The sequence below is a fragment of the Lacihabitans sp. LS3-19 genome, from assembly GCF_024343575.1.
Classification (GTDB): Bacteria; Bacteroidota; Bacteroidia; order Cytophagales; family Spirosomataceae; genus Leadbetterella.
The window spans coordinates 163,816-185,153 of sequence record NZ_RJUA01000112.1 but is presented as its reverse complement, the minus strand read 5'-3'; the positions used below and the strand labels follow the sequence as shown (position 1 = coordinate 185,153).

At 35.9% G+C, this 21,338-nt stretch carries 20 protein-coding genes; 11 read left to right on the top strand and 9 right to left on the bottom strand.

Features of this window, described 5'->3' with window-relative positions; genetic code table 11:
• Nucleotides 1–137 precede the first annotated feature (137 nt).
• The 5 genes from EGI22_RS16880 to EGI22_RS16860 all read right to left on the bottom strand — a co-directional run bounded on the left by EGI22_RS16880 (nt 138) and on the right by EGI22_RS16860 (nt 4,359).
• The gene (locus EGI22_RS16880; protein WP_255069601.1) at nt 138–665 is read right to left on the bottom strand and encodes a hypothetical protein; all 528 of its coding nucleotides are present in this window, start codon (nt 663–665) and stop codon (nt 138–140) included.
• 160 nt (nt 666–825) lie between these two features.
• Nucleotides 826–1,455 (bottom strand): hypothetical protein, encoded by a 630-nt coding sequence (locus EGI22_RS16875; protein ID WP_255069600.1) that lies wholly within the window; start codon nt 1,453–1,455, stop codon nt 826–828.
• The gene (locus EGI22_RS16870; RefSeq protein WP_255069599.1) at nt 1,452–2,714 is read right to left on the bottom strand and encodes an LVIVD repeat-containing protein; all 1,263 of its coding nucleotides are present in this window, start codon (nt 2,712–2,714) and stop codon (nt 1,452–1,454) included. The genes EGI22_RS16875 and EGI22_RS16870 overlap by 4 nt, the downstream gene beginning before the upstream one ends.
• Nucleotides 2,711–3,913, bottom strand: a complete 1,203-nt coding sequence (locus tag EGI22_RS16865; protein ID WP_255069598.1) for a serpin family protein — start codon at nt 3,911–3,913, stop codon at nt 2,711–2,713. Before EGI22_RS16865 ends, EGI22_RS16870 begins: the two co-directional genes overlap by 4 nt.
• Nucleotides 3,914–3,915: 2 nt before the next feature.
• On the bottom strand, nt 3,916–4,359 hold the full coding sequence (locus tag EGI22_RS16860) for an META domain-containing protein (protein WP_255069597.1): 444 nt from the start codon (nt 4,357–4,359) through the stop codon (nt 3,916–3,918).
• 212 nt (nt 4,360–4,571) lie between these two features.
• Between EGI22_RS16860 and EGI22_RS16855 the strand changes: the two genes are divergently transcribed.
• The 5 genes from EGI22_RS16855 (at nt 4,572) to EGI22_RS16835 (ending at nt 7,262) form a co-directional block, all read left to right on the top strand.
• Nucleotides 4,572–4,814, top strand: a complete 243-nt coding sequence (locus EGI22_RS16855; RefSeq protein ID WP_255069596.1) for a hypothetical protein — start codon at nt 4,572–4,574, stop codon at nt 4,812–4,814.
• The gene (locus EGI22_RS16850) at nt 4,814–5,005 is read left to right on the top strand and encodes a DUF6132 family protein (RefSeq protein ID WP_255069595.1); all 192 of its coding nucleotides are present in this window, start codon (nt 4,814–4,816) and stop codon (nt 5,003–5,005) included. The genes EGI22_RS16855 and EGI22_RS16850 overlap by 1 nt, the downstream gene beginning before the upstream one ends.
• Nucleotides 5,002–5,391, top strand: coding sequence for a rhodanese-like domain-containing protein (locus EGI22_RS16845; protein ID WP_255069594.1), 390 nt, complete (start codon nt 5,002–5,004; stop codon nt 5,389–5,391). Before EGI22_RS16850 ends, EGI22_RS16845 begins: the two co-directional genes overlap by 4 nt.
• Nucleotides 5,391–5,615: a hypothetical protein gene (locus tag EGI22_RS16840; protein WP_255069593.1), complete on the top strand. Its 225-nt coding sequence runs from the start codon at nt 5,391–5,393 to the stop codon at nt 5,613–5,615. The genes EGI22_RS16845 and EGI22_RS16840 overlap by 1 nt, the downstream gene beginning before the upstream one ends.
• A gap of 159 nt (nt 5,616–5,774) precedes the next feature.
• Nucleotides 5,775–7,262, top strand: coding sequence for an alpha-amylase family glycosyl hydrolase (locus EGI22_RS16835; RefSeq protein WP_255069592.1), 1,488 nt, complete (start codon nt 5,775–5,777; stop codon nt 7,260–7,262).
• Between the two features lie 599 nt (nt 7,263–7,861).
• Here EGI22_RS16835 and EGI22_RS16830 read toward each other — a convergent pair.
• Both EGI22_RS16830 and EGI22_RS16825 read right to left on the bottom strand, forming a co-directional pair.
• Entirely contained in the window at nt 7,862–9,508 is a 1,647-nt protein-coding gene (locus EGI22_RS16830; protein ID WP_255069591.1) for a M20/M25/M40 family metallo-hydrolase, read from the bottom strand.
• 17 nt (nt 9,509–9,525) lie between these two features.
• On the bottom strand, nt 9,526–11,838 hold the full coding sequence (locus EGI22_RS16825; protein WP_255069590.1) for a DUF5916 domain-containing protein: 2,313 nt from the start codon (nt 11,836–11,838) through the stop codon (nt 9,526–9,528).
• An 84-nt stretch (nt 11,839–11,922) separates the two neighbouring features.
• On the opposite strand from EGI22_RS16825, the gene rnr reads away from it, so the two are divergent.
• The 6 genes from rnr to EGI22_RS16795 all read left to right on the top strand — a co-directional run bounded on the left by rnr (nt 11,923) and on the right by EGI22_RS16795 (nt 18,070).
• Nucleotides 11,923–14,199: a ribonuclease R gene (gene rnr, locus EGI22_RS16820; protein ID WP_255069589.1), complete on the top strand. Its 2,277-nt coding sequence runs from the start codon at nt 11,923–11,925 to the stop codon at nt 14,197–14,199.
• A gap of 188 nt (nt 14,200–14,387) precedes the next feature.
• Complete coding sequence (locus EGI22_RS16815) at nt 14,388–14,756, top strand: type II toxin-antitoxin system RelE/ParE family toxin (RefSeq protein WP_255069588.1); 369 nt, start codon at nt 14,388–14,390, stop codon at nt 14,754–14,756.
• Complete coding sequence (locus EGI22_RS16810; protein WP_255069587.1) at nt 14,734–15,045, top strand: helix-turn-helix domain-containing protein; 312 nt, start codon at nt 14,734–14,736, stop codon at nt 15,043–15,045. The genes EGI22_RS16815 and EGI22_RS16810 overlap by 23 nt, the downstream gene beginning before the upstream one ends.
• 82 nt (nt 15,046–15,127) lie before the next feature.
• On the top strand, nt 15,128–15,907 hold the full coding sequence (locus EGI22_RS16805; RefSeq protein ID WP_255069586.1) for a hypothetical protein: 780 nt from the start codon (nt 15,128–15,130) through the stop codon (nt 15,905–15,907).
• 73 nt (nt 15,908–15,980) lie between these two features.
• A complete protein-coding gene (locus EGI22_RS16800) occupies nt 15,981–17,498 on the top strand; it encodes a glycoside hydrolase (RefSeq protein ID WP_255069585.1) in 1,518 nt (505 codons plus the stop codon).
• 119 nt (nt 17,499–17,617) lie between these two features.
• A complete protein-coding gene (locus tag EGI22_RS16795) occupies nt 17,618–18,070 on the top strand; it encodes a hypothetical protein (RefSeq protein WP_255069584.1) in 453 nt (150 codons plus the stop codon).
• Nucleotides 18,071–18,170: 100 nt separating this feature from the next.
• On the opposite strand, the gene EGI22_RS16790 is transcribed toward EGI22_RS16795, so the two are convergent.
• On the bottom strand, nt 18,171–20,558 hold the full coding sequence (locus tag EGI22_RS16790) for a glycoside hydrolase N-terminal domain-containing protein (protein ID WP_255069583.1): 2,388 nt from the start codon (nt 20,556–20,558) through the stop codon (nt 18,171–18,173).
• Nucleotides 20,559–20,636: 78 nt separating this feature from the next.
• Nucleotides 20,637–21,293, bottom strand: a complete 657-nt coding sequence (locus tag EGI22_RS16785) for a hypothetical protein (RefSeq protein ID WP_255069582.1) — start codon at nt 21,291–21,293, stop codon at nt 20,637–20,639.
• Nucleotides 21,294–21,338: the final 45 nt, after the last annotated feature.

The following is a 21,338-nucleotide window of genomic DNA, read 5'->3' as shown; positions in this document are numbered from 1 at the left end:
ACTGATTTAAGGAGTCTTTTGAAGCTGCTTTTATGGTTTTTTAGTGTAGAGTGAGCCTCTCAATCCTTAATATTCCTTTTCTTTGACAAAAAAAAGAGCCATTTCTGACTCTTTTTTTTAATTATTAAGAAGAAAGTTTATTTCTTTTTAATCGTAAATTCTAAGCTAAAATCTTTCGGGTTTTCACCTATTTTCTCTGAAAATGCTTTAACTGCAGCGGATTCTTCATCAAGTGCGAAAAGTGAGAAGAAAATTAATTCTTCGGCAATCGTTGCATTTTCAAAATCAAAATTGTCATCGAATGTAGAAGATTTTGTTTTTAATGTAAATACTCCGTTACTTGATTCTACATTCAAAACATCTGTGTATTCAACACCGTCATAAGTATCCTTAAATGTGATAGTTTTAGCTGCTCCATCGTAAGTGTAAGCTCCAGCAAAAAAGTCTAAATCATCAGGTGTAGAGAAAGAACCGTCTTCGTTGAAAACTAGGTCTTTGGTGCTAAGGTCAGCTGGTAATTCAATTTTGTTACCATCTACATTTAACTCAACTTTTTGGAATTCATAAGTACCTACAAAACTGTCTGGATTAACTGAATCGTCTTTTGAACATGATGTGAAAATAAGTGGAAGTGCTAAAAAAGCAATTGAGATTTTTTTGAACATTTTCTTGTGTTTTTTATTTTAAAAATTTATTTTTAGTGGCATCAAATTGTGTTTTAAATTGTGCCTTCACAAAAATAATGACAAGAAAATCAAATTGTGTTTTTCGAGGAAAATATCTTCAAAAAGTCAAATTTTGTATAAATATTTTTATATGTTAATATTAAAACTCAAACCCAACTTTTACCGAAAAACGCTTAAGATTACGAGTTTCTACAGTTGAAATATTGTAGTCATCCGAATAGTTTTGAGTAATTTCAATAAACTGATATTTGTATCCAAAGTTAACCAGCCATGAAGAACCGTTTTTTGTTGGAAACTTAAACCCGACGGCAGGGTTGAGCAATATTCCGCCTTTAGCATTTTCATTGCTGTTTGCATTATTTGCTATTCCAAAGCCTGCGTCTAGCCCAGTTTGTAGTTTGGCTCCTTTCTCGTTTTTTTCAAATAAAACATGTCTAAACCCTGCTGCAATCGGAACAATTAATACTGAATTATAGGCATCTAATCCTGTTGTAATTCCAATACTCGTTTTTTTTCTAACTTGAAAACCATTGAAAGTCTGCAAACTCAAACTTGCCACGTTTTGGATATTAAAACCGTTTGAACTAGGCGGATAGTATACGCTAGAATAATATGGATAGTAATAATAGGTCTCCTTATTTCGGCCAAATAATACCCCAAATTCTGTCTGATTTACAAAAGGATACTTAAATAATTTTTTGGTCTGAGCCTCAGTTTTTTGAAATGAAAAAATGCTCAAAATTAGTAATATTGGTATAATCTTTTTCATCTTTTTACTTCGATTTTGCTTAAAAGTTTCAAATTTTTAGGGTCTGAATTATCGTATTGATATAGTCCATCTTTGCCAATCATTAGCAAATGGCTAGCATCAAGCTGTATTACATCGAAGGCATTGATGTCTTTTATATGTTGTTGTAGCTTTATATCCATGGCGTCTTTTACATCATAGGTCTTCAGGCCAAACTCACCTTCGCAAAGGGTTAGTTTGCTATTCAAAACCGACAAACCGTGAGGGTTTTGCATTTGGTAAGATTTTATGAGAAAAGGGGAGGAGAGGTTATTTACATCTATGATATCCATTTGATTTGGAGAAGCACCACACCAACCCGATCTGAGCGTAACATAGGCCTTGTCATTTTCTACCACCACTGGGTCACACGCTCTTGCATGTTGAAAAATCGACAACCTTTCGGGTGAGGCAGGATTGCTATTATCAAAAATATACATACCAGTATTAGAGCCTACAAAAAGTTTGTCTTTGTAAGGGAAAATAGTTTCGATTCCCCAACCCATTTTTACTGTATTTACCGAATCTGGTTTTTGACCAACTTTAATATTAAAAACCATTAAATCACTCTGAGTCACAGCATATAAGTAATCTTCATGTATGGTAAATCTCGCCATAGAACCTCCTTTGCCACTAGTTCCTGTTGTTCCTGTTGGGCCTGAAGATGAATTATATGCTCTGTCTTCAAGCATCCCACCTCTGAATACTGGCCAAACAGTTCCATTTTGTCCACAATTGGTTTTTACAGTTTCAGTTACTGTTTTTAACTCATAATCAGTGATAATTTTAGAATAAGGGTCAAAATACCAGCTTATGCCATCAACCATGCCATTGTTAAACATGTTTTTTAGCCTTCCTACCTCAGTTATACTTTTTGGATTGCTAATGTCTAAGGCTACCAAATCTGTATAATTATCAACATATAGAATGTTGTCTTTTACAGCCATATCTATTACACCGGGAATATTTAGAAACGAGAGTTTAAGCGGACTCGAAGGATTCGAATTATCGATAATGTGCAATCCTTTTTTAGTTTCACAAATGATCAAGTAGTTTTCATAAGCATATATTTTCGAAGGATTTACCAAGTCTTGTGGCTCTTTGGTTGTTATGCTGTTTTTCAATTGCTCTTGACCTATCGATATAGGAATTGTGGTTCTGTAAGTTCTGGTTTGGGTGCAGTCATCTGTGCAGCTCCAGTTTAAAAATACAGTTGAAAATAATATTAAAAGCTTTTTCATAGATTAGATATTTTTCCAATAAATAATATCGTATTTGAGGTTTTTTCAGAAATCACAAAAGCAAATGGTTTGTTGCAAATGACTTCAGGATAAATTGGTACAGATGTTACTTCTATACCAATAGAAGTCACTGCGGCAGCCTCGGTGCCTTTTTCGTCAACCGATATAAAAGTATCTTGTTTTACAAAACCTACTTTTAGTTTGTCCGCTGGTTTGGCTATTTTTGAAAGGTCCGCATTGTCTTCAAAAGCTCTCACCATACCCATTTGATTGAGTATCGTATTTAGTTTTTTCGAATATTCCATCTCAAATTTCGGCAATCCTACAACCACTTTTGTTTTATTAAGAGCATTTTGAGCAGTTTGCCATGTATCTGTATTTATATTTTTAATGACACTTTCTATAGATTGGTCTTTGGGCAATAGCACGCTCATACTGTATTTCTCGTTGCCATACGGAAGTTTTAGTATTTTGTAGTTTTCCAAGTCGGCATATTCAAAAGTCTCTGTTTGGTTCATCATGTCTACAGTTTTTGTAGTTTTTGAGCCAATAAATTCTTCTTTTTGTGTATTTTCTTTTTTAAATTGTTTGGTCCAATCGCCTTTAAAATACAAAGCATTTATCAAAAACATAACCTGACTCGGCTCGATTTGATCCAATATTTGCTTGATTTTTGCATTGGTATTATCACTTGCCCATTGGTTTATTTTATTCACTGTATTTGGGTCTGCGAAGTCTTCACTGTATAATCGAGCATTAAAATTTTTGGTTAGATTATCCGTGAATTCTTTTTCACTGATGAAGGTTTTTTCCTGCCAGACCGAATTTGCTATTTTATTTACAACTTTGGCGTCAACCAGTGGTAGGTTATCAATAAGTTCTTTATATGTGGCATTTATTTCTACCATGCTTTGGTTTTCTAACCCCAAAACTTTCTGTATCTCGGTCTTAGTTTCTGTATCTGCACCATTTAAAAGCATGCCCAGTGCAATGTGGAGACTTAGCGGCGACACAAAATAGTTTTTTTCTGGCGATTCGTTTGCTTCGAGTTTTTTCCAAAAATCAAAAGCAAAGTTGGAGGTTTTAGCTGCAAAATTGGAGGAAATATTAACTGATTGTACTTCTGGAACCGTTTTGTCACAGTTGCTCATTGTCAATGTTATAAATACTAAAGTGAAACTTAATATTAGCTTTTTCATAATTAATTAGAGACTTTGAATATCATTTTTTGATTTTTTCCATTTAGTGTGAGCATTCCTTGGTCAATGCTAAAGGATTCGACTTCGGAGAGCCTTTTTATATAATCGTTTTCAAAACTTGTGGCCTTTGAGTCGCCTGCTATTTCGGTAGATAGGATATTAGAAATCGTAATTTTTTTATCATTCACCACAAATTCAGCCGAATAAAAATTTATGGAACTTTTACCATTCAGAATAAAATTTCCCTTTTCGTTTTTTTCGTTTTTCAAATCCAAAACTATTTCATAATTTATCTTGGCTTTACTTTCATTGCTATTCAAAATCCATTTGCTAAACAAGGGACTTTGGTAGGTAAAACTTGGTGTAGCCCCATTGGGTGCCATATCAGCATCTTTTTTGCATGAAATGGTAGAAACTGCGAAAAGTATGATTATTAAATATTTCATTTTGATTTTAAATTGAATGGCGGACTCATCAAAGCCCGCCTTCAAAACAATTATTACCCTTAAACCCTTTACAACAAAATAGACTCCATTCGAAAGAATTTGGTTGGAATACCTAAAATATTTCTAGAGAATTGAACTTTTTGAGCTTCGAAATTGATTATATGATTATATGTTCATATATTTGGATATCAATTTTATAATACTTTCTAAAGATGAAGGAGACAATAATGAATGGTTGGACGTTTATGAGGTGGTTGAGGTTGATTATGGGAACATATATCGTTTTCAATAGTTTTTCCGACAAAAACTATATGTTTGCGGTCATTGGAGGTTTGTTTATTTTTCAGGCAATTACAAATACAGGCTGTGCGGCATGTGCAAACGTTCCTAACAAAAACATTACGCAAACAGATACTGAAAACATTGAGTTTGAAGAAATCAAATCTGAAAAATAATGCAAAAGTATTTAGTACCAGTTTTGGGTGTAATTTTTGGCAGCGTGGCGGGGTATTTATATTGGCAGGAAGTGGGCTGTAGCTCAGGCACATGCATGATTACCTCAAAACCAGTTAATTCCACTATATATGGTGCAGTAATGGGATATTTGATTTTCGATTTGGTACATAATTTAATAAAAAAAAGATGAATAAATTAAAGCAAGTAGTTTTTGGATTGTTTTTCGGTTTGGCAATTATTAGTTGTTCTGATGCCAATTCGCAGGTAAATAATCTTAATTTGGATGGATTTGTTTCAAAAATTAATTCCACTCCAAAAGCTCAGTTAATTGATGTGAGGACCCCTGGCGAATGGGCACAAGGTAAAATTGGCTCCTCTAATCTGATTAGTATAGCTGACCCAAATTTTATTCAACAAGCTTCTAAATTAGACAAAAACAAGCCTGTGTTTGTGTATTGTGCAGTTGGCGGAAGAAGTGCAAGAGCTTCAAGTATGTTGCAACAGGCTGGTTTTAAACAAGTTTATAATCTAACTGGAGCTGGATATAGTGGTTTAGCTCAAAAAGGCATGAAATAATGGAAGAAAAATATAAATCGCTGCTAACCCCTTTGATGGCCTCATTAACACTTGGCTTGGCACCGTTTTTTCCAGAGCCACACGTTTGGGGTAAAATAAAATGGGTGATGGGAGGAGCAAATGGCATGGCTTTGATGGATTGGGGTGACCTGCTTATGCATGGTGCACCTTGGTTGTGGTTGATATATACGGCTGTCAATGTGTTTTTTATAAAAAAGAAATAGTTTTAGAGTTTAATAGATGTTTAAAAAGCTGGCTTTCTGAGCCAGCTTTTTTTTTTGAATTTTGGTGATTTTCTTCTTTCTGAAAAATATAACCTAGGCTATTTAAATAAATGGTAATTTTACGGCACCTATGATATAAAACTTAAACATTTCTACTTTTTGGATAATATTAATAAAGCAAAAATACCTGCTGTTTTTTACGAAATTTTTGTTCGCTCTTTTTGTGATTCTAATAGAGATGGCAAGGGAGATATAAATGGAATAACTTCCAAACTAGATTACCTGCAAGACCTCGGTGTGGAAGGTATTTGGCTTACACCTTTTTGTAAATCAAGCTCTTATCACAAATACGATGTGGTTGATTATAAATGCGTTGATCCTGAGTATGGCACTATGGAGGATTTGGAGCGACTAATAGCGGAGGCACATAAGCGAAACATTCAAGTGCTTTTTGACTTTGTAATAAACCACACCAGCAGCGAACATCATTGGTTTAAAGAGGCTAAAAAAGGCAAGGAAAACCCGTATAGAAACTATTATAATTGGTTAACTCCCGCCCAAATCAAGGCCAAAGGAATAGCTGAAAGAGAAAAAACAGCCGATAGCACTGAGACTCAGCCATGGCATTGGGCAGCAAAAGGAGAAGAGGAAAAATACTACGGGATGTTTTGGAGTGGTATGCCAGATTTAAATATGGACAACCCCAAAGTCAGGGAGGAAATATATAAAATTGGCCGTTTTTGGTTAGAAAAAGGCATCGATGGCTTCAGAATGGATGCTGCCAAGCATATTTATCCCGATTGGGAAGCCAACAAATGTCATGATTTTTGGCTAGAGTTTCGCCAAAAAATGGAAGCAATCAAATCCGATGTCTACATAGTGGGAGAAGTGTGGACGTCCGCCGAAAAAGTCGCACCTTTTTTTAGAGGTTTGAAAGCCAACTTTGATTTTGATTTGAGTTTTGCAATTCAAGATATTGTGAAATCAGGAAAGGATTCCGTAGATATTGTTTCTAAATTGATAAATAACTATAAGCTTTTTTCGAAAGAAAATCCCAACTTTATAGATGCTACCATGCTCACTAACCACGACCAAAACCGTATTGGAAGTATAGCCGAGGGCGATTTGCAGAAACTCAAAATGGCTGCAAATCTACTTTTTACATTTCCTGGTAATCCTTTTATATATTATGGGGAAGAGTTGGGCATGAAAGGAACAAAACCCGACGAAAACATAAGGGAAGCGTTTCAATGGGACAAAAGACATGAGGACAAAGAGCGAACAAACTGGCGAAAACCACATTTCAATTCCGACTCCAAAACTACGCCTTTAAGACAACAAAGAGAAGACGAAAACTCGCTTTTTAATCATTATAAAAAATTGATAGCATTGAGGAAATCCATTCCAGCTCTGGCCCAAATAAGTCCACCAAACCTTCAAAAATCTGGCATTTCTAACAAGAAAATTGTTTCTTTTATTCGTCCGCATCAAGACGGCAATGTACTTGTAATTCAGAATATTACGAATGAAAATGTGGAGGTTTTGGTGAAGGAAAAGGTTGGAGGTGTTATTTTCTCTAATAATGATTCAAAATTAGATGGGCAAAAAGTGAAGTTGGGTGCTTTTGGAATTCTAGTTTTAAACTAGGATTAGCAACATTAAACCAACACTTAATAATTAAACAACTCTGCAATCATTTTCTTTTTTTGAAGATATCTGTTGACATAATCTGACCTCTCTGAGGTCAAAAAGCAGATATTTTTTCTTTGGTTAACATAATCTGACCTCTCAGAGGTCAAAATTAAGAATGTAGCCTTGCCAGTATTAAAATAATGTTTAAGTGATTGTGGTGTCCTTTAAAATGACTTCAGCGGGGTCAAATTTTTTTAAGAAATGGACATTAAAAAAGGGGAAAATGACCCAATCGGGGTCAAAGTATATTAGCAAGGAAAATTCAGAAAAAGGGAAAAATGACCCCATCGGGGTCAGATTATATTAGCAAAGAATATTCAGAAAAAGGGAAAAATGACCCCGTCGGGGTCAGATTAAATTAGAAGATAAAAGAACGACCCTGAGCTGTCGAAATATATGAATCAAAATGATTTTAAGCACAATACGACCTCATTACGGCGGATTATTCTTTAATAATTCCCGTTTTTAAAAATATGGAAACCAATGTATATTTATTAATCAGTGAATATCTGTCTTATCAGTGTCATCAGTGTTCTATTTCAACACAGCCAAACTCACTTCTTCAATCTCAAATAAAAGAAATCGTCTTTTTTCCAAGCCACACGGTTTTTGTCTTGAGCAGCCATGTAACTGATGAGGAAATTCACCTGAGCATATTTTCTGCTAGCTGACCACACAAACCCATTTTCGATTTGGTCTGAAGGTTTGTGGTAATGTGTTGCTCGCCATTTTTTCACATCTTCAGCCAAGTTTTTGTTGGAGTTTATATGTCCAAACTTTACGTGCAAAGCCGGAATCCCAGCCTTTACAAAACTATATTGGTCGCTTCTCACAAATCGGCCTTCTGTAGGTTCTGGGTCGGATTCAACACTTAGGTTTAAAGTTTTTGCTGCTTTTTCGGCAATATTCATTAAAGTGCTATGCTCGGCTCCAAGAGGTGCAATTGATTCTAACTGTGCCAAAAATGTTGGCATATCTGTGTTTACATCCACTACAATATCCTTTTTATGAACAGTAGGATTATTTGCAAAATAAGCTGAACCCAAAAGGCCCATTTCTTCAGCTGTGCACATTAAAAACAACATACTTCTTTTTGGTTTTACGGGCAATTGGCTGTACGTTCTGGCAATTTCAAGTGCCGCTGCCACGCCAGAGGCATTGTCGTGAGCACCATTATATATTGAGTCTCCATCTATTGGTTTTCCTACACCTAAGTGGTCAAGATGTGCAGAATGAATGACGTATTCTTTTTTTAATTTTTTGTCTGAACCTTCAATTTTACCGATTACGTTATAACTTTCAATATCTTTATATGTAGACTCATAAGCTCCAACAGCCATTGTTTTTAGATTTTGGCTTACAAAACTTCCTTTTTCAAGGCTTTTCCAGATTTCCTCCAAATTTAAGTTATTGGCTATCATAAGGTCTTTCAAAACATCAACAGTTATATTGCCAGCTACCTGTATTTTGCCTCCTTGAAGCGAGGCCGAAGGCACTATTTTGCCATTTGGTTTTATAGATACATTGTTTCCTCCTTGTATTGAAAGGTTTGCCCCTACTTTAAATCTAGCTGTGTTGTTTTCATAATTACATAGCAAAACGCCAATCGCTCCATGTTTCATGGCATAGTCTTGATAAGTGCTTGGATATCTAAGGTGTAATTTTACGTTTGCTGGTACATTGTCAGGGGATTTTTGCAAAACCACGCATATTTTGCCTTTTACATCTATGCCTTTGTAGTCATTAAAACCCAATTCGGGAGCATCGATACCTGAACCAACAAAAACCAAAGGTGACTTAAAAATAACTGAAGGATTTTCAGGATTTGGGGCTATTAAATAATCTTCGCCTAGTACCAAGGCCTTTTTACTGCCATCAGCTTCAACAAAACTAAGACTGGTATTTTCTTTTATCAATTTGGAATTTCTTAAAACTACTTTTTGAGTATATTCGCGGTTTTCTCCTGCTGGTAAAATCCCCATGCTTTTGTATTCTTTCACCACATAATCCACGGCCATTTGGTAGCCGGGCTTTCCTGGTTTTCTACCTAAGAGTGCATCGCTCGCCAAATAAGTTACGTGTGCTTTTATTCGGTTTGTATCTATGTTTTCTGATAATTTGAGAACATCAGAAGGTATTTCTTGGGCGAATAAACTTCCCGAAAAAAGGATTAAGAACAAATAAAACTTTAAGGTTTTCATATTATATATTTAGGATTTTAAACATTCAGCCAATACGTCATTTTCAATACTAAAGCTCGGTTTTTAGGAGCCCAAGGATTTATCCCAAATCTCGGTATTTGTTGGGCAAAATAATTATCTGTATATACCAAAAACAGATCACTAACTGGTTTGAATCTCCACTGCAATCGACTGTTAATATTGGTGTTGTTAGACTGTGTATTGTATTGAAAATAGGTACTTAAATACACCGATTTAGAAAATGAAAGTTCCGCTTTTGGCCCAATAAGCCAATATTTAACAGAATTATAAGGTTTTTGCATTCTAATGTCTGTATAATAAACATCTACGGCTACAGTACCAATAGGTTGAATTCTGTAGGTAAAACTTGATTCTATTCCCAGTGTTTTACCTTGGTCTATCGTTTTACTTCTAAAATTATTGCCTCCATAAACCAGCATTTCTCCATAAAAACTCTTTCTACGCGTGGTTTTAACGTTTACAAAAAAGTTTCTAGTTTTATAAATATCAACTGGTAACTCCACCACGTCTTTATAAAAATCAGGATTGGGATTTACGGAGGCGTTTGTAATGTCAAATGGATACTGCAATCTGGTGTAAGCCATATAATACCCCGTCGAAAATTCACCATCTGCAGGCGTATTTATGAAGAAAAAAACTGGCGACTCAGTATCTAATCTTTTACCTTGCAAATCAAATACATCGCTACCATCCATTCCAATTCCGTACCTGTTTATTTTTTTAGCTATCTTTTCATTTTTTGGGTTAAAAATCAAATTGATAGGTCTGTAAACAGTGTAAATGCCTGTTCGTGGTGTATAACCCACTTCGGTATTATAATCTTTCCCAATTCTTGCTACGCCCAAGTTTACGTCAATGTGAGGATGATGATAACCAATGTATTGGTTTACACAGCTGGCATCTTTTCCAGCTCCTGGGCTAAAGGATTGGTGATAATAAGTTTCGGTTTCAAGTCTATTGTCGGGCGAATAATAATTAAACTCCAGACCCGCCATTCGATTATATTTATCAATTCCAGCCGTGCTTGCTTCTGGTAAATTTTTGAAACTATTTTCTTTGTTTACAAAAATTGCTCCTATGTATGACCTCTCAAATACTTTCCGCTGAACCACCCCAACAGAGAAATTTGTTGCCGGAAGGAATTGATTATCAGCATGATTTACTTTGCCAGTTTGCAAATTCATCAAGCCAATTCGCCAGTTTTCGTTGAGTTTGCCACTGAGTCTGGCTCCACCCAATATTGGCACTTGCTCCACCAATCCCGTGAAATTGTTTTTGGTAAGCCCTATTCTTCTCGAAAAAAACGGCCTGGAGCCGGGAAATCCAAAAGTCCCAAAGAGGTCTGAGTTTTCTATAAAAAATTGGCGTTTTTCTGGAAAAAACAACTCAAACCTGCTCAAGTTAGTCTGCTGAGCGTCAACTTCTACCTGAGAGAAGTCTGGGTTTATCGTCAGGTCTAGATTTAGAGAAGGGGTAATGGCTATTTTTGCATCCATACCAGCTCCCAATTTTGTATTTGCATCTGGTTTTAAGGCTTCAAGGTTTTCATTTCGAAGAAAATCTTTGGTGTAATTGGTTGACAAATAGGGAATCAATGAGATATTAGCACCTGGCTTTGGTGGTGCATCGTCCCAAATTAACACGCCAGTAAAAGCGAGATTTGATGGTTTAAAGTTTCTTGGAACAGGCGACCAAGTGGCCGATTCGTTGGTTTTCATACAAAACCTACCGAAGTTTATCCTCCACGAATTTTGATCTGCCGAAACCTTATACCTCAAAGTTGTAAAAGGAATTGCGTATTCTACTGTCCAATATTCGTCATAGTTTTTTACTTGTGAGTACCATTTATTGTCCCAAGAAAAATCTGCTGTAGCACCCAAAGATATCAAACCTTCTCGCTGGACATTAAGAGGCGAAATGGAAAACTGCATGCCATTGAGTTTGTCTTTGAAAGTATCTATATAGACAGAAAAAACGTCGCTCGAACCACTGGCAAAATCTCTTTTATAAGAGCTAACGGTATAAGAACTTTTAGGTTGATAGGCCTTCATGGCCACATATAAAAACTTATCGTCAAAGGTCAATCTTACCTCAGTTTGTTCTTTTGCAAATGCGGTATCGAAAGGTGTATTTAAGAAAAAATCTCCGGAAACATCCGCCAATTGCCATGCTTCCTCATCCAATTTACCATCTAAATTTATGGGTGTTTTTGCTTTTTTGATGTGGATTTCTTTCTCCGGATTTTGTGCAGATGCCAATGGACTTAAGAAAAGTATAAGGCTGAAAAATAAAAATAAACGTTTATACATGCAGCACAATTTATGGGTTTGAACAATGAATATTATTACAAATATGGTAGATTTATGTTTTTATGAGAAATAGATTAATGATAAATGGCAAAAAGAAAGAAAAAGTCGACGATTTTAGCCCAAAAAGAGCAGATTCACACGTTTTTTAAAGAAAATACGGACAGAAATTATACAAAGAACGACTTGTATAATTATCTCGACGTGTACGATAGCGACGAAAAAGTGTTTGTAAAACTAATGTTGGAAGACCTGCTAGACGAAGGCAAAATTAGCAAAGTTGGTGGTAGCAGATATGTGATAAATGAAGGTCCTGCAAAAAAACATATAACAGGAAAAGTAGATTTCGTAAATCCGAAATTTGCCTTTATCCGTTTTGACGAAAACGAGTCTGATATTTTTGTAAATGCCGAAGATCTCAATGGAGCTTTGGATGGAGATACAGTTTCGGTAAAAATAATAGGTCAAAGAAAAAACGGAAAAAATCCCGAAGGAAGAGTAATAGAAGTCTTGTCAAGAGGAAGAGACGAAGTGGTTGGGAAAATAAAGGTTTTTCCAAACTACGCCTTGGTAAGTCCAGACAACAAAGGGTTTCATGAAAATGTATTTGTTTCCAAAGAAAATATAAATGGTGCCGAAACGAATGATTTGGTAATTGTAAAAATCTTGAAATTTCCTGAGAACTATATTCAAGCCGCAGGAAAAGTCATTGATATTTTAGGTCAAGCCGGCGATAATGATGCCGAAATGCACGCTATAATGGCGGAGTTTGGTTTGCCTATAAAATTCCCAGATGATGTACATGACGAATCAGAAAAAATATCTGAGGTAATTACCGAAGCTGAAATCAAAAAACGTAGGGATTTTCGCCAAACGCTGACTTTCACGATAGACCCTGCTGACGCCAAAGATTTTGACGACGCCATCAGTTATAAAGTTTTAGAAAACGGCAACTACGAAATAGGCGTGCACATAGCCGATGTTTCGCACTATCTGCAACCCAATACCAAACTCGAAGAAGAGGCGTTTAGAAGAGCAACTTCTGTGTATTTGGTGGATAGAACCATCCCAATGTTGCCCGAAAAACTTTCAAACAACCTTTGTTCTCTCCGACCAAATGAGGATAAATTGGTGTTTTCGGCTGTTTTTGAGATGAATCATGCCGCACAGGTGGTGGGTGAATGGTTTGGCAGAGCAGTGATACATTCTGACCGAAGATTTGCTTATGAAGACGCCCAAGACATAATAGAAGACACCGAAGGCAAAGAACCTGTTTATGATCCGATTCTGAAAAACCTGAACCGTATGGCTTTGATTTTGAGGAAAGAACGCTTTAACAAAGGAGCTTTTAATTTCGAAACCAACGAGACCAAGTTTAATTTGGACGAAAAAGGAAGACCCGTAAGTGTTTACCAAAAAGTAAGAAAAGACGCACACAAACTGATTGAGGAATTTATGCTTTTGGCCAACAAACACGTGGCTCAGTTTGTATATAATATTGCTAAGAAAATTGATAAAGACGCCGAGGCTTATACAATGGTTTACCGTGTGCACGAGCCACCTAATCCAACTAAAATGGAGACATTTGCCAAGTTTGCGGGGAAGCTAGGTTTTACTGTAAAGACAGGTTCGACAGCTCAACTTTCAAAATCGCTAAATGGCTTAATGTCTGAAATAGAAGGCTCCCCAGTACAAAATGTGTTAGAATCGTTGGCTGTGAGGACCATGAGCAAGGCACGCTATTCTACCCAAAATCTGGGACACTTTGGTTTGGCGTTTGACCATTACAGTCACTTTACGTCGCCTATTCGGAGATATCCAGACGTGATGGCCCACCGTATGTTGCAGCACTATCTTGACGGCGGCAAATCTCTGCCCGCTGATGATTATGAAGTAAAATGTAAGCATTCGTCAGATCAAGAAAAATTGGCAGCAGAGGCCGAACGTGCTTCTATCAAATACAAACAGGTAGAGTATATGAGCTACCAATCTCGCTCTGATATTTTCAATGGCGTGGTGACAGGCGTGGCTGATTTTGGCATATTTGTGGTAATAGAAAACACAGGATGCGAAGGCATGGTGCGTTTGGCTGACCTTACAGACGATTTCTACGAATACGATGCGGATAATTTCAGAGTGGTAGGCCGCCGAAAAGGCAAAATTATAGGTTTTGGAAATACCGTAAGAGTAAAAATAAAAGCCACAGACCTCGAAAAACGCTCAATGGATTTAGAGTTAATTTCGGTAGAGGGCAGCAGTTTTAAAATTAAAGATTCTTCAAATACTATTCCTTTTCCAAAATCCAGAAAATCCAATCGATCTTCGGGTGGTAGAGCTGATGGGAAGAGGACTAAGCGGAGGTAGGGGTTTATTGGAACACTGATGGCACGGATTCAACTGATTTGCACAGAATTATTGGATCATTTTTTGGATATTAAAACTTAACACGATTTTTCAAATCGTGGTTATAAAAATTACAAATATTTCTTTGAGCGATTTGAAAAATCGTTTTGTTTATTTGATGTTGTTAACGAATTCGTTACCTTTGATAAATGAATAGGAAACTCACAACTTATGGTAACTATTTTATTGAATTCTATTCTGGATTGGATAAGAAAGTTCAGACTAAGATTGATTACGTTTTTGAGTTGGTAAAAAGCTTAGATTTAATTCCCAAAAGGTTTTTTAAGTATTTAGAAGGTACGGATGGAATTTTTGAAATACGGATCGAGTTTGAAAGTAATATTTATAGGATATTTTGTTTTTTTGATGAAGGTTATTTGGTGATTTTGATGAATGGATTTCAGAAGAAAAGTCAGAAAACACCAAAACAAGAAATTGAATTAGCTGAAAAACTAAAAAGACAGTACTTTATTGATAAAAAAATTGATATTGAAAATGGAAAAAGAGGTAAGGTCTAACAATGAAATAAAATCTTGGGATGCTCATTTAGATCAAAAGTATGGTGAAGTAGGAACTCCAAGTAGGACTGAGTTTGAGGTTAAGGCTCATACTTTCGTTTTGGCCGAATTGCTCAAGGATGAACGTGCAAAGGCCAAAATGACGCAAGCTCAGTTAGCTGAAAGAACAGGAACGAAGAAAAGTTATATCTCCCGAATTGAGAATGGACGTGCTGATATTCAGTTATCTACGCTCTATAGAATTATCGAACAAGGTTTCAATAGGAAGCTAGAATTTTCAATTCATTAAGTCAAGCGTACTTCGATTTTTCAAATCGCAGTCATTAAAATTACATATATTTCTTCGAGCGATTTGAAAAATCGCACTACCCATGAATTCATTTTACATAAAACTTCTCATTATGCCCACCGTTGTGGCATTTGTTACAATGGTTAGCAAAAAATGGGGAAATAGCATTGGCGGAATTTTGGCGGGTTTGCCTTGGGTAGCTGGGCCAATAATATTGTTTATAGCGATCGAACAAGGTGTTGATTTTGCCGTCAATTCTATACCTGGAGTAATGGTCGGTATTATTGGCTGGTCATTTTTTTGTATTGCCTACGTGCTTGTGGGTCGCAAAAACAATGCTCTTATAAGTGTGTTGGCTGGGTATGTGGCTTATGCAACTGTGGGTTTCGCATTAAATCCTTTTGTAGCGTATTTGAATGTTTATATATGGTTTGCTTTAAGTTTGCTTGTGCTTTTCTTGGGTTTGGTGTTTTTTCCTAAAGTTCAGGAACACAAAGCCTTTTCTATTAGAATTCTTCGATTCGAGATTCCACTAAGGATGATTATTATTACACTTTTTGTAATTACCATCACCTTTCTTGCCGAACGCTTGGGGCCTACTTGGAGCGGAATCCTAACACCTTTTCCTGTTATGACCACCGTTTTGGCTATTTTCACCCATTATACCCAAGGCATATACCAAGTTCGGAAAATCTACATGGGGCTCTTTACGGGTTCTTTGGGTTTTGCATTTTTCTTATTTTTGCAGGCTGTTCTTATGCCCATTTACGGCATCGCCATGGCTTTCGTTATAGGTATTTTGGTAGATATTGTGTTGACCATCGCCATGAAATTTGTATTTTCGAAGTATAAATTGATTTGATTGTTTCAATATCAATTTAGAAAATTTGACATATTAGATCAAAATAATCTTGCGTTTTTTAAACTGTAAAAAAATGAAAAAAAGTTTAGCTCTTATTTTATTTTTAACAAATCTCACTTTTGCCCAAACACTAAAAATTGACACAAGTATTTCTTACCAAACTATCCACAGTTTTGGTGCTTCTGACTGTTGGTCTATGCAGATGGTGGGTAAGTTTTATCCAGAAAATAAAAGAGAAAAAATAGCAGAACTTTTGTTTAGTAAAGAAGTCGACAAGTCTGGGAATCCAAAAGGAATTGGGCTGTCAATGTGGCGATTTAATATCGGAGCAGGGAGTACTGAACAAGGGGAGAAAAGCATGATTAGCAATGAATGGCGGAGGGCAGAATGTTTTCTTGAAAATGGAAAATATGATTGGAAAAAGCAAGCGGGCCAACAATGGTTTTTGGATGCCGCCAAACGTTATGGTGTTGATTATAAGCTAGGTTTTTTAAATTCTGCCCCAGTTTCAATGACCAAAAATGGCTTATCCATAGCCAGCGGAAAACTTGGGGACTGGAATTTTGATAAATCAAAAATAAATGCTTTTACAGATTTTCTTGCGGCAGTTTCTTCAAAATTAGAACTCGATTATCTAAGTCCTTTCAACGAACCACAATGGGACTGGGGACCAAAAAGCAAAACTGGGTTTGGGTCTCAAGAAGGTACGCCAATTGACAATGCCGATTTGGCTTGGGCTACAAGAAAAATAGACGAGAAGTTTTCTCAAATGAATCTTAAAACTAAAATTAACATAGCTGAGACTGCCCAAATTGACTATTTGTATAGCTCAAAAACCAACCGTTCTGAAACTCATCAAGACAATCAAATTGAAGCTTTTTTTGATAAAAATAGCAAAGACTATTTGGGAGATTTAAAGACATTGCAAAAGGCAATTTCAGGTCATAGCTATTTTACGACATCTCCAAAAAGCCAATTGGATAATAAAAGGAGAGAATTAGGCGAAAAAGTAATGCAAAACAATATCGATTATTGGCAATCTGAATATTGTGTTTTGGGAGATAATAGTGGTGAAATAAACGGTAGCAAAATGGACTTGGGTATGGAAACTGCCCTTTATGTTGCTAAAGTTATTCATGCGGATTTGACTTTGGCCAATGCCTCAGCCTGGTATTGGTGGCTTTCGGTAAGTGCCAACGACTATAAAGATGGTTTGATTTACATTTCGAACAATGGGCAAATGGGAGAAAACGACCAAAATAAATATGATGGCGAGGTTTTAGACTCAAAACTTCTGTGGACTTTAGGTAATTTTTCTCGTTTTGTGAGACCTGGAATGCAAAGAACTGAGGTGTCTTTGAATTTAGATAATTGTTTGATTTCAGCTTATAAATCAAAAAAAGAGGTCGTTGTTGTAATTATTAACGAAGATAAAACCCAAACTTTAGACTTACCAGTAATTTGGAAAAATCAAAAAACAGAAATGTATTTAACTTCAAAAAATTATAATTTGACTCTGCAAAATATTGATAATAAACGCATTGTTCTTTCAGAAAAATCTATATCTACTATTGTTTTAAAGAGATTTTAGTATTCATTCCTTAATCAATAAAAAAATCTAATATTAAATTTTTACAAAAAAATAATAAAATAATAACATTTTGATAATATTAGATTAAATTTGTACTATTCAAATAAAAAATAGTACTAATGAAAAATATATTAATATTAATTGCCACAACTTTCATTCTAGCTTCATGCCAAATGCGTCCATATCAAATGGTAAAATCTGATGCTTTGACCATTTCAACTGAATGGAAAGGGTATAATTTAATAATAGATAAGAACATAAAAGATGCTGAAAAAACGAAGACACAAATTCATGCCGAAATGAAAAAGCATCATTATTTTTATGATCCTCAAAATGCCGAATACGTGGTATTGGTTCAACTTTTTGAAAAGCCTGTCAAAATGAATATGCTAAGTTCGGATACTAAAAATAAAATATTTACTGTAAGAACGCTTAGAAACTCGATGCTAATACAATTGGTAGAAACCCAAAACTACAGCACCATTTGGAGGTCTGTATGTTCCATGAAAAATCAAGGGGCTTTACAAATGCATTCGGTATTATTATCTTCAAGGGCTTTGGAAGATATTTGAAAAAAGTAAGTTTTGTTATTAACCTGATATGCACAAAAGAGGCGATTTTTATGAAAATCGCCTCTTTTGCTTGCTTTTTATCAAAACTTTAATCCCTATCTCAAAGTTTCCATTCAAAAATTTCTCCATTCTCCACCCTCACTTTTTTCGAATCGCCTTTGTAGATTAGCTCGGTTTCACCTCCAGGTTTGCCTTGAATTTTTGCTGATTTTAGTTTGCCATTTTCCCATTCTATGTCCATTTCAAATCCACCTCGGGCTTTTAGACCTTTTATTGATCCACTTCCCCAAGCATCAGGTAAAGCCGGTAATAAATAGATTTTGTCTGGCGTGCTTTGCATTAGCATTTCTGCCACTGCGGCTGCCCCACCAAAGTTTCCATCGATTTGGAAAGGCGGATGAGCATCAAAAAGATTTGGATAAGTACCGCCACCATTTTGATAGTTAGGACGGATACCATCTGGCTCAACATATCTGAGTAATTCTCGGTACATTTTGTAAGCACGATTACCATCCCAAAGTCTCGCCCAAAGGTTTATTCTCCAGCCTTTAGACCAACCTGTTGTTTCGTCGCCCTTTATTTCCAATGTGGTTTTGGCTGCATTGGCCAAACCTGGTGTTTCCGTCATATTGATATGCGTACCTGGATACAATCCATATAGATGCGACTGATGGCGATGTTGAGGCTCGGCATCTTCCCAGTCGTAATACCACTCTTGCAGGTTTCCTTTTTTGCCAATTTGATAAGGATGCATATTGGCCAATACCTCTTCCAATTTGATTTTGAAGTCATAGTCGCCTTCCAAAATATTTGTAGCCTCTATCAAATCTATGAAAAGCTCCCTAATCATTGCTAAATCAGCCGTTGCACCATATAAAGTGGCTCCTTTGTAGCCTTTGTCTGTTATAAAAATATTCTCTGGCGAAGTGCCAGGCGAAGTAACGTATTGGTCGTTTTTATCTTTTACCAACATATCTAAACAAAACTCAGCCGCTCCACGCATGAGTGGATAAGCCTTATTTTTTAAAAACTCTTTGTCTTTGGTATAGAGATAATGCTCCCAGAGATGCGTTGAAGACCAAGTAGCTCCCATGGCCCAGTTTGCCCAAACGGGATCGCCCTTACCGAAATTTCCCACTGGATTGGTCATGGCCCAGATATCAGAATTGTGATGACAAACCCAGCCGTGGGCATTGTAAAAAGTTTTTGCTGTTATTCTTCCTGTCTTTTCTAGATTTTCTATAAAACCCAAAAAAGGCTGGTGCATTTCTGATAAATTGGTGTTTTCGGCTAGCCAATAATTCTCTTCTGCATTGATGTTCATGGTATAGTTGCTGCTCCAAGGCGGCCTAATGTGCGGATTCCAAAGACCTTGCAAATTTGCTGGTACGCCTTCAGTTCTTGAGCTACTTACCAACAAATATCTACCGTATTGGAAATAAAGCGTTTCTAAGTATTTGTCGTCTGTTCCAGTTGCGTATTTTCTAAGTCTTTCGTCAGTCGGGATGTTGGCAGACATGTCTGATTTTAAGTCTAATGTAACTCTATTAAAATACTTTTGATAGTCTTCTATGTGTCTATTTTTGAGATTGTTATATGTTTTTTGCATCAAAAGGGGAATTCTTTCATTTACGATGGCTTTTTCATTTTTACTCTCTCTTTCTGGGTCTTTATCGAAACCATTAAAACTCGTAGCCATACAAACAGCCAAAACCACCTCAGTTCCTCCTTTTACACTAATTGTGGAGTCAGTTTTAGAGAGTTTTCCGCTCATTTTTTTTATAAAAATGGTTCCATAGAATCTCGTTCCTTTTTCATCTAAATAAACCACTGGGTCAATGTCGTTTCTTACATAGCTTGGGTCAGCTTTTATTGGTGCCCTACCTGAAAACTGAACTTGGTTTGAAGCAATATTTACGGAATGTTTAAGCTGAGAATCAAACCTAATTGTAAAATTTAGCTTGCCAGACGCAGAACTTGTAAGTTTTATTATAAAGGCTTTGTCAGGAAATGAATAAAAATATTCTTTCGAGATAGTAGTATTTTGATTTTGATAAGAAACCTTTGCGGTTGCATCATTTAATGACAAATCTCTATAATATTTTGAGTATTTCTCGTCTCCAAAGTCTATATACATAGTGCCGAGGGGAGCATAAGATTCTGAAAATTTGCCTTGCATAAAATGCATTAAAGAGTCCGCTTTTTTGTAGTCCTCGTTTTTCAATGCCTCTCTTACCAAAGGCAAATATTTATGGGCATCAGGATTCATGTTAGGGTCAACTGGTTCACCAGACCATAGCGTAATATCGTTGAGATAGATTTTGTCAGATTTTGGCCCTCCGAAAATTGTTGCACCTTGGCTGCCATTTCCTACCACCATGGCTTCTTCAAAATGCTCTGCAGGTTGCTTGTACCAAAGTTTTAGAGGGGCTTGTTGTGCAAAAAGGTTTTGAGAAATTAATACTAATAGCAAGAATTTTGTTTTCATTTTTTATGCGTTGAATATTTTTCAAAAGTAATTTAAATGGCTCAGATAACACAAATTAAAAAAGTAAATACTTCGGTTTTATTGGTAGGTTTTAGTTCTTCTTAACTCAAAAACGATAAGTATTAAACCAATTAGAACAGCCAGACCAAAAGAAATTAGCAAAAAATAAAACGGATTGAATCCGCCAGTTTTTCCTAAATATTCAAATCCGATACGCATAAATAAAATCAAAAGAAAATAGAATAGACCCAGAAATGCCCAAGTGTTTAATTTTGAAAATGGTGGGTTGTCATCTCTATAATCGAAGTTATGGTTTGAAAATAATAATTTGAGCTTGTTCCAATCCCATATTAACAAATAAATATTAGCTAAGAGCATCAAAAATGTAATTACTGGCGTTCCAGCAAATTCGTAGGAAATGGTAATCACAAAAACATTGGCTATGATTGGCAAGAAAAGGATCGCTCCGATTGTACTCCATCTTTGGGTCATTAGAACAAAACCAGCAATTAATTGCCCCCAACCTAAGAATTTCCAATATAGTCCAGAGGCGTACATAGTTTCGAAAAAATGCCAAGCAGAGTTTATTGGACTATCTGCACCTGAGTCTGAAGTAAATCTCATGCCATGAATTTTTACAATACTCGCAAACACGAAAGCCGCTCCTATCAAATATCTCAAAAAAATGGTAAATATTTGAAGATTCTTAATTCTCTTCAAGCTTGATATGGTCATTTGGACGTTATTTTTTATAGAATAAGAAGAATTTGAATTTCAATA

Coding starts and splice junctions, on each gene's coding strand:
- EGI22_RS16880 (WP_255069601.1), bottom strand. CDS start 665: ATGTTCAAAAAAATCTCAATTGCTTTTTTAGCACTTCCACTTATTTTC.
- EGI22_RS16875 (WP_255069600.1), bottom strand. CDS start 1,455: ATGAAAAAGATTATACCAATATTACTAATTTTGAGCATTTTTTCATTT.
- EGI22_RS16870 (WP_255069599.1), bottom strand. CDS start 2,714: ATGAAAAAGCTTTTAATATTATTTTCAACTGTATTTTTAAACTGGAGC.
- EGI22_RS16865 (WP_255069598.1), bottom strand. CDS start 3,913: ATGAAAAAGCTAATATTAAGTTTCACTTTAGTATTTATAACATTGACA.
- EGI22_RS16860 (WP_255069597.1), bottom strand. CDS start 4,359: ATGAAATATTTAATAATCATACTTTTCGCAGTTTCTACCATTTCATGC.
- EGI22_RS16855 (WP_255069596.1), top strand. CDS start 4,572: ATGAAGGAGACAATAATGAATGGTTGGACGTTTATGAGGTGGTTGAGG.
- EGI22_RS16850 (WP_255069595.1), top strand. CDS start 4,814: ATGCAAAAGTATTTAGTACCAGTTTTGGGTGTAATTTTTGGCAGCGTG.
- EGI22_RS16845 (WP_255069594.1), top strand. CDS start 5,002: ATGAATAAATTAAAGCAAGTAGTTTTTGGATTGTTTTTCGGTTTGGCA.
- EGI22_RS16840 (WP_255069593.1), top strand. CDS start 5,391: ATGGAAGAAAAATATAAATCGCTGCTAACCCCTTTGATGGCCTCATTA.
- EGI22_RS16830 (WP_255069591.1), bottom strand. CDS start 9,508: ATGAAAACCTTAAAGTTTTATTTGTTCTTAATCCTTTTTTCGGGAAGT.
- EGI22_RS16825 (WP_255069590.1), bottom strand. CDS start 11,838: ATGTATAAACGTTTATTTTTATTTTTCAGCCTTATACTTTTCTTAAGT.
- rnr (WP_255069589.1), top strand. CDS start 11,923: ATGGCAAAAAGAAAGAAAAAGTCGACGATTTTAGCCCAAAAAGAGCAG.
- EGI22_RS16815 (WP_255069588.1), top strand. CDS start 14,388: ATGAATAGGAAACTCACAACTTATGGTAACTATTTTATTGAATTCTAT.
- EGI22_RS16810 (WP_255069587.1), top strand. CDS start 14,734: ATGGAAAAAGAGGTAAGGTCTAACAATGAAATAAAATCTTGGGATGCT.
- EGI22_RS16805 (WP_255069586.1), top strand. CDS start 15,128: ATGAATTCATTTTACATAAAACTTCTCATTATGCCCACCGTTGTGGCA.
- EGI22_RS16800 (WP_255069585.1), top strand. CDS start 15,981: ATGAAAAAAAGTTTAGCTCTTATTTTATTTTTAACAAATCTCACTTTT.
- EGI22_RS16795 (WP_255069584.1), top strand. CDS start 17,618: ATGAAAAATATATTAATATTAATTGCCACAACTTTCATTCTAGCTTCA.
- EGI22_RS16790 (WP_255069583.1), bottom strand. CDS start 20,558: ATGAAAACAAAATTCTTGCTATTAGTATTAATTTCTCAAAACCTTTTT.
- EGI22_RS16785 (WP_255069582.1), bottom strand. CDS start 21,293: ATGACCATATCAAGCTTGAAGAGAATTAAGAATCTTCAAATATTTACC.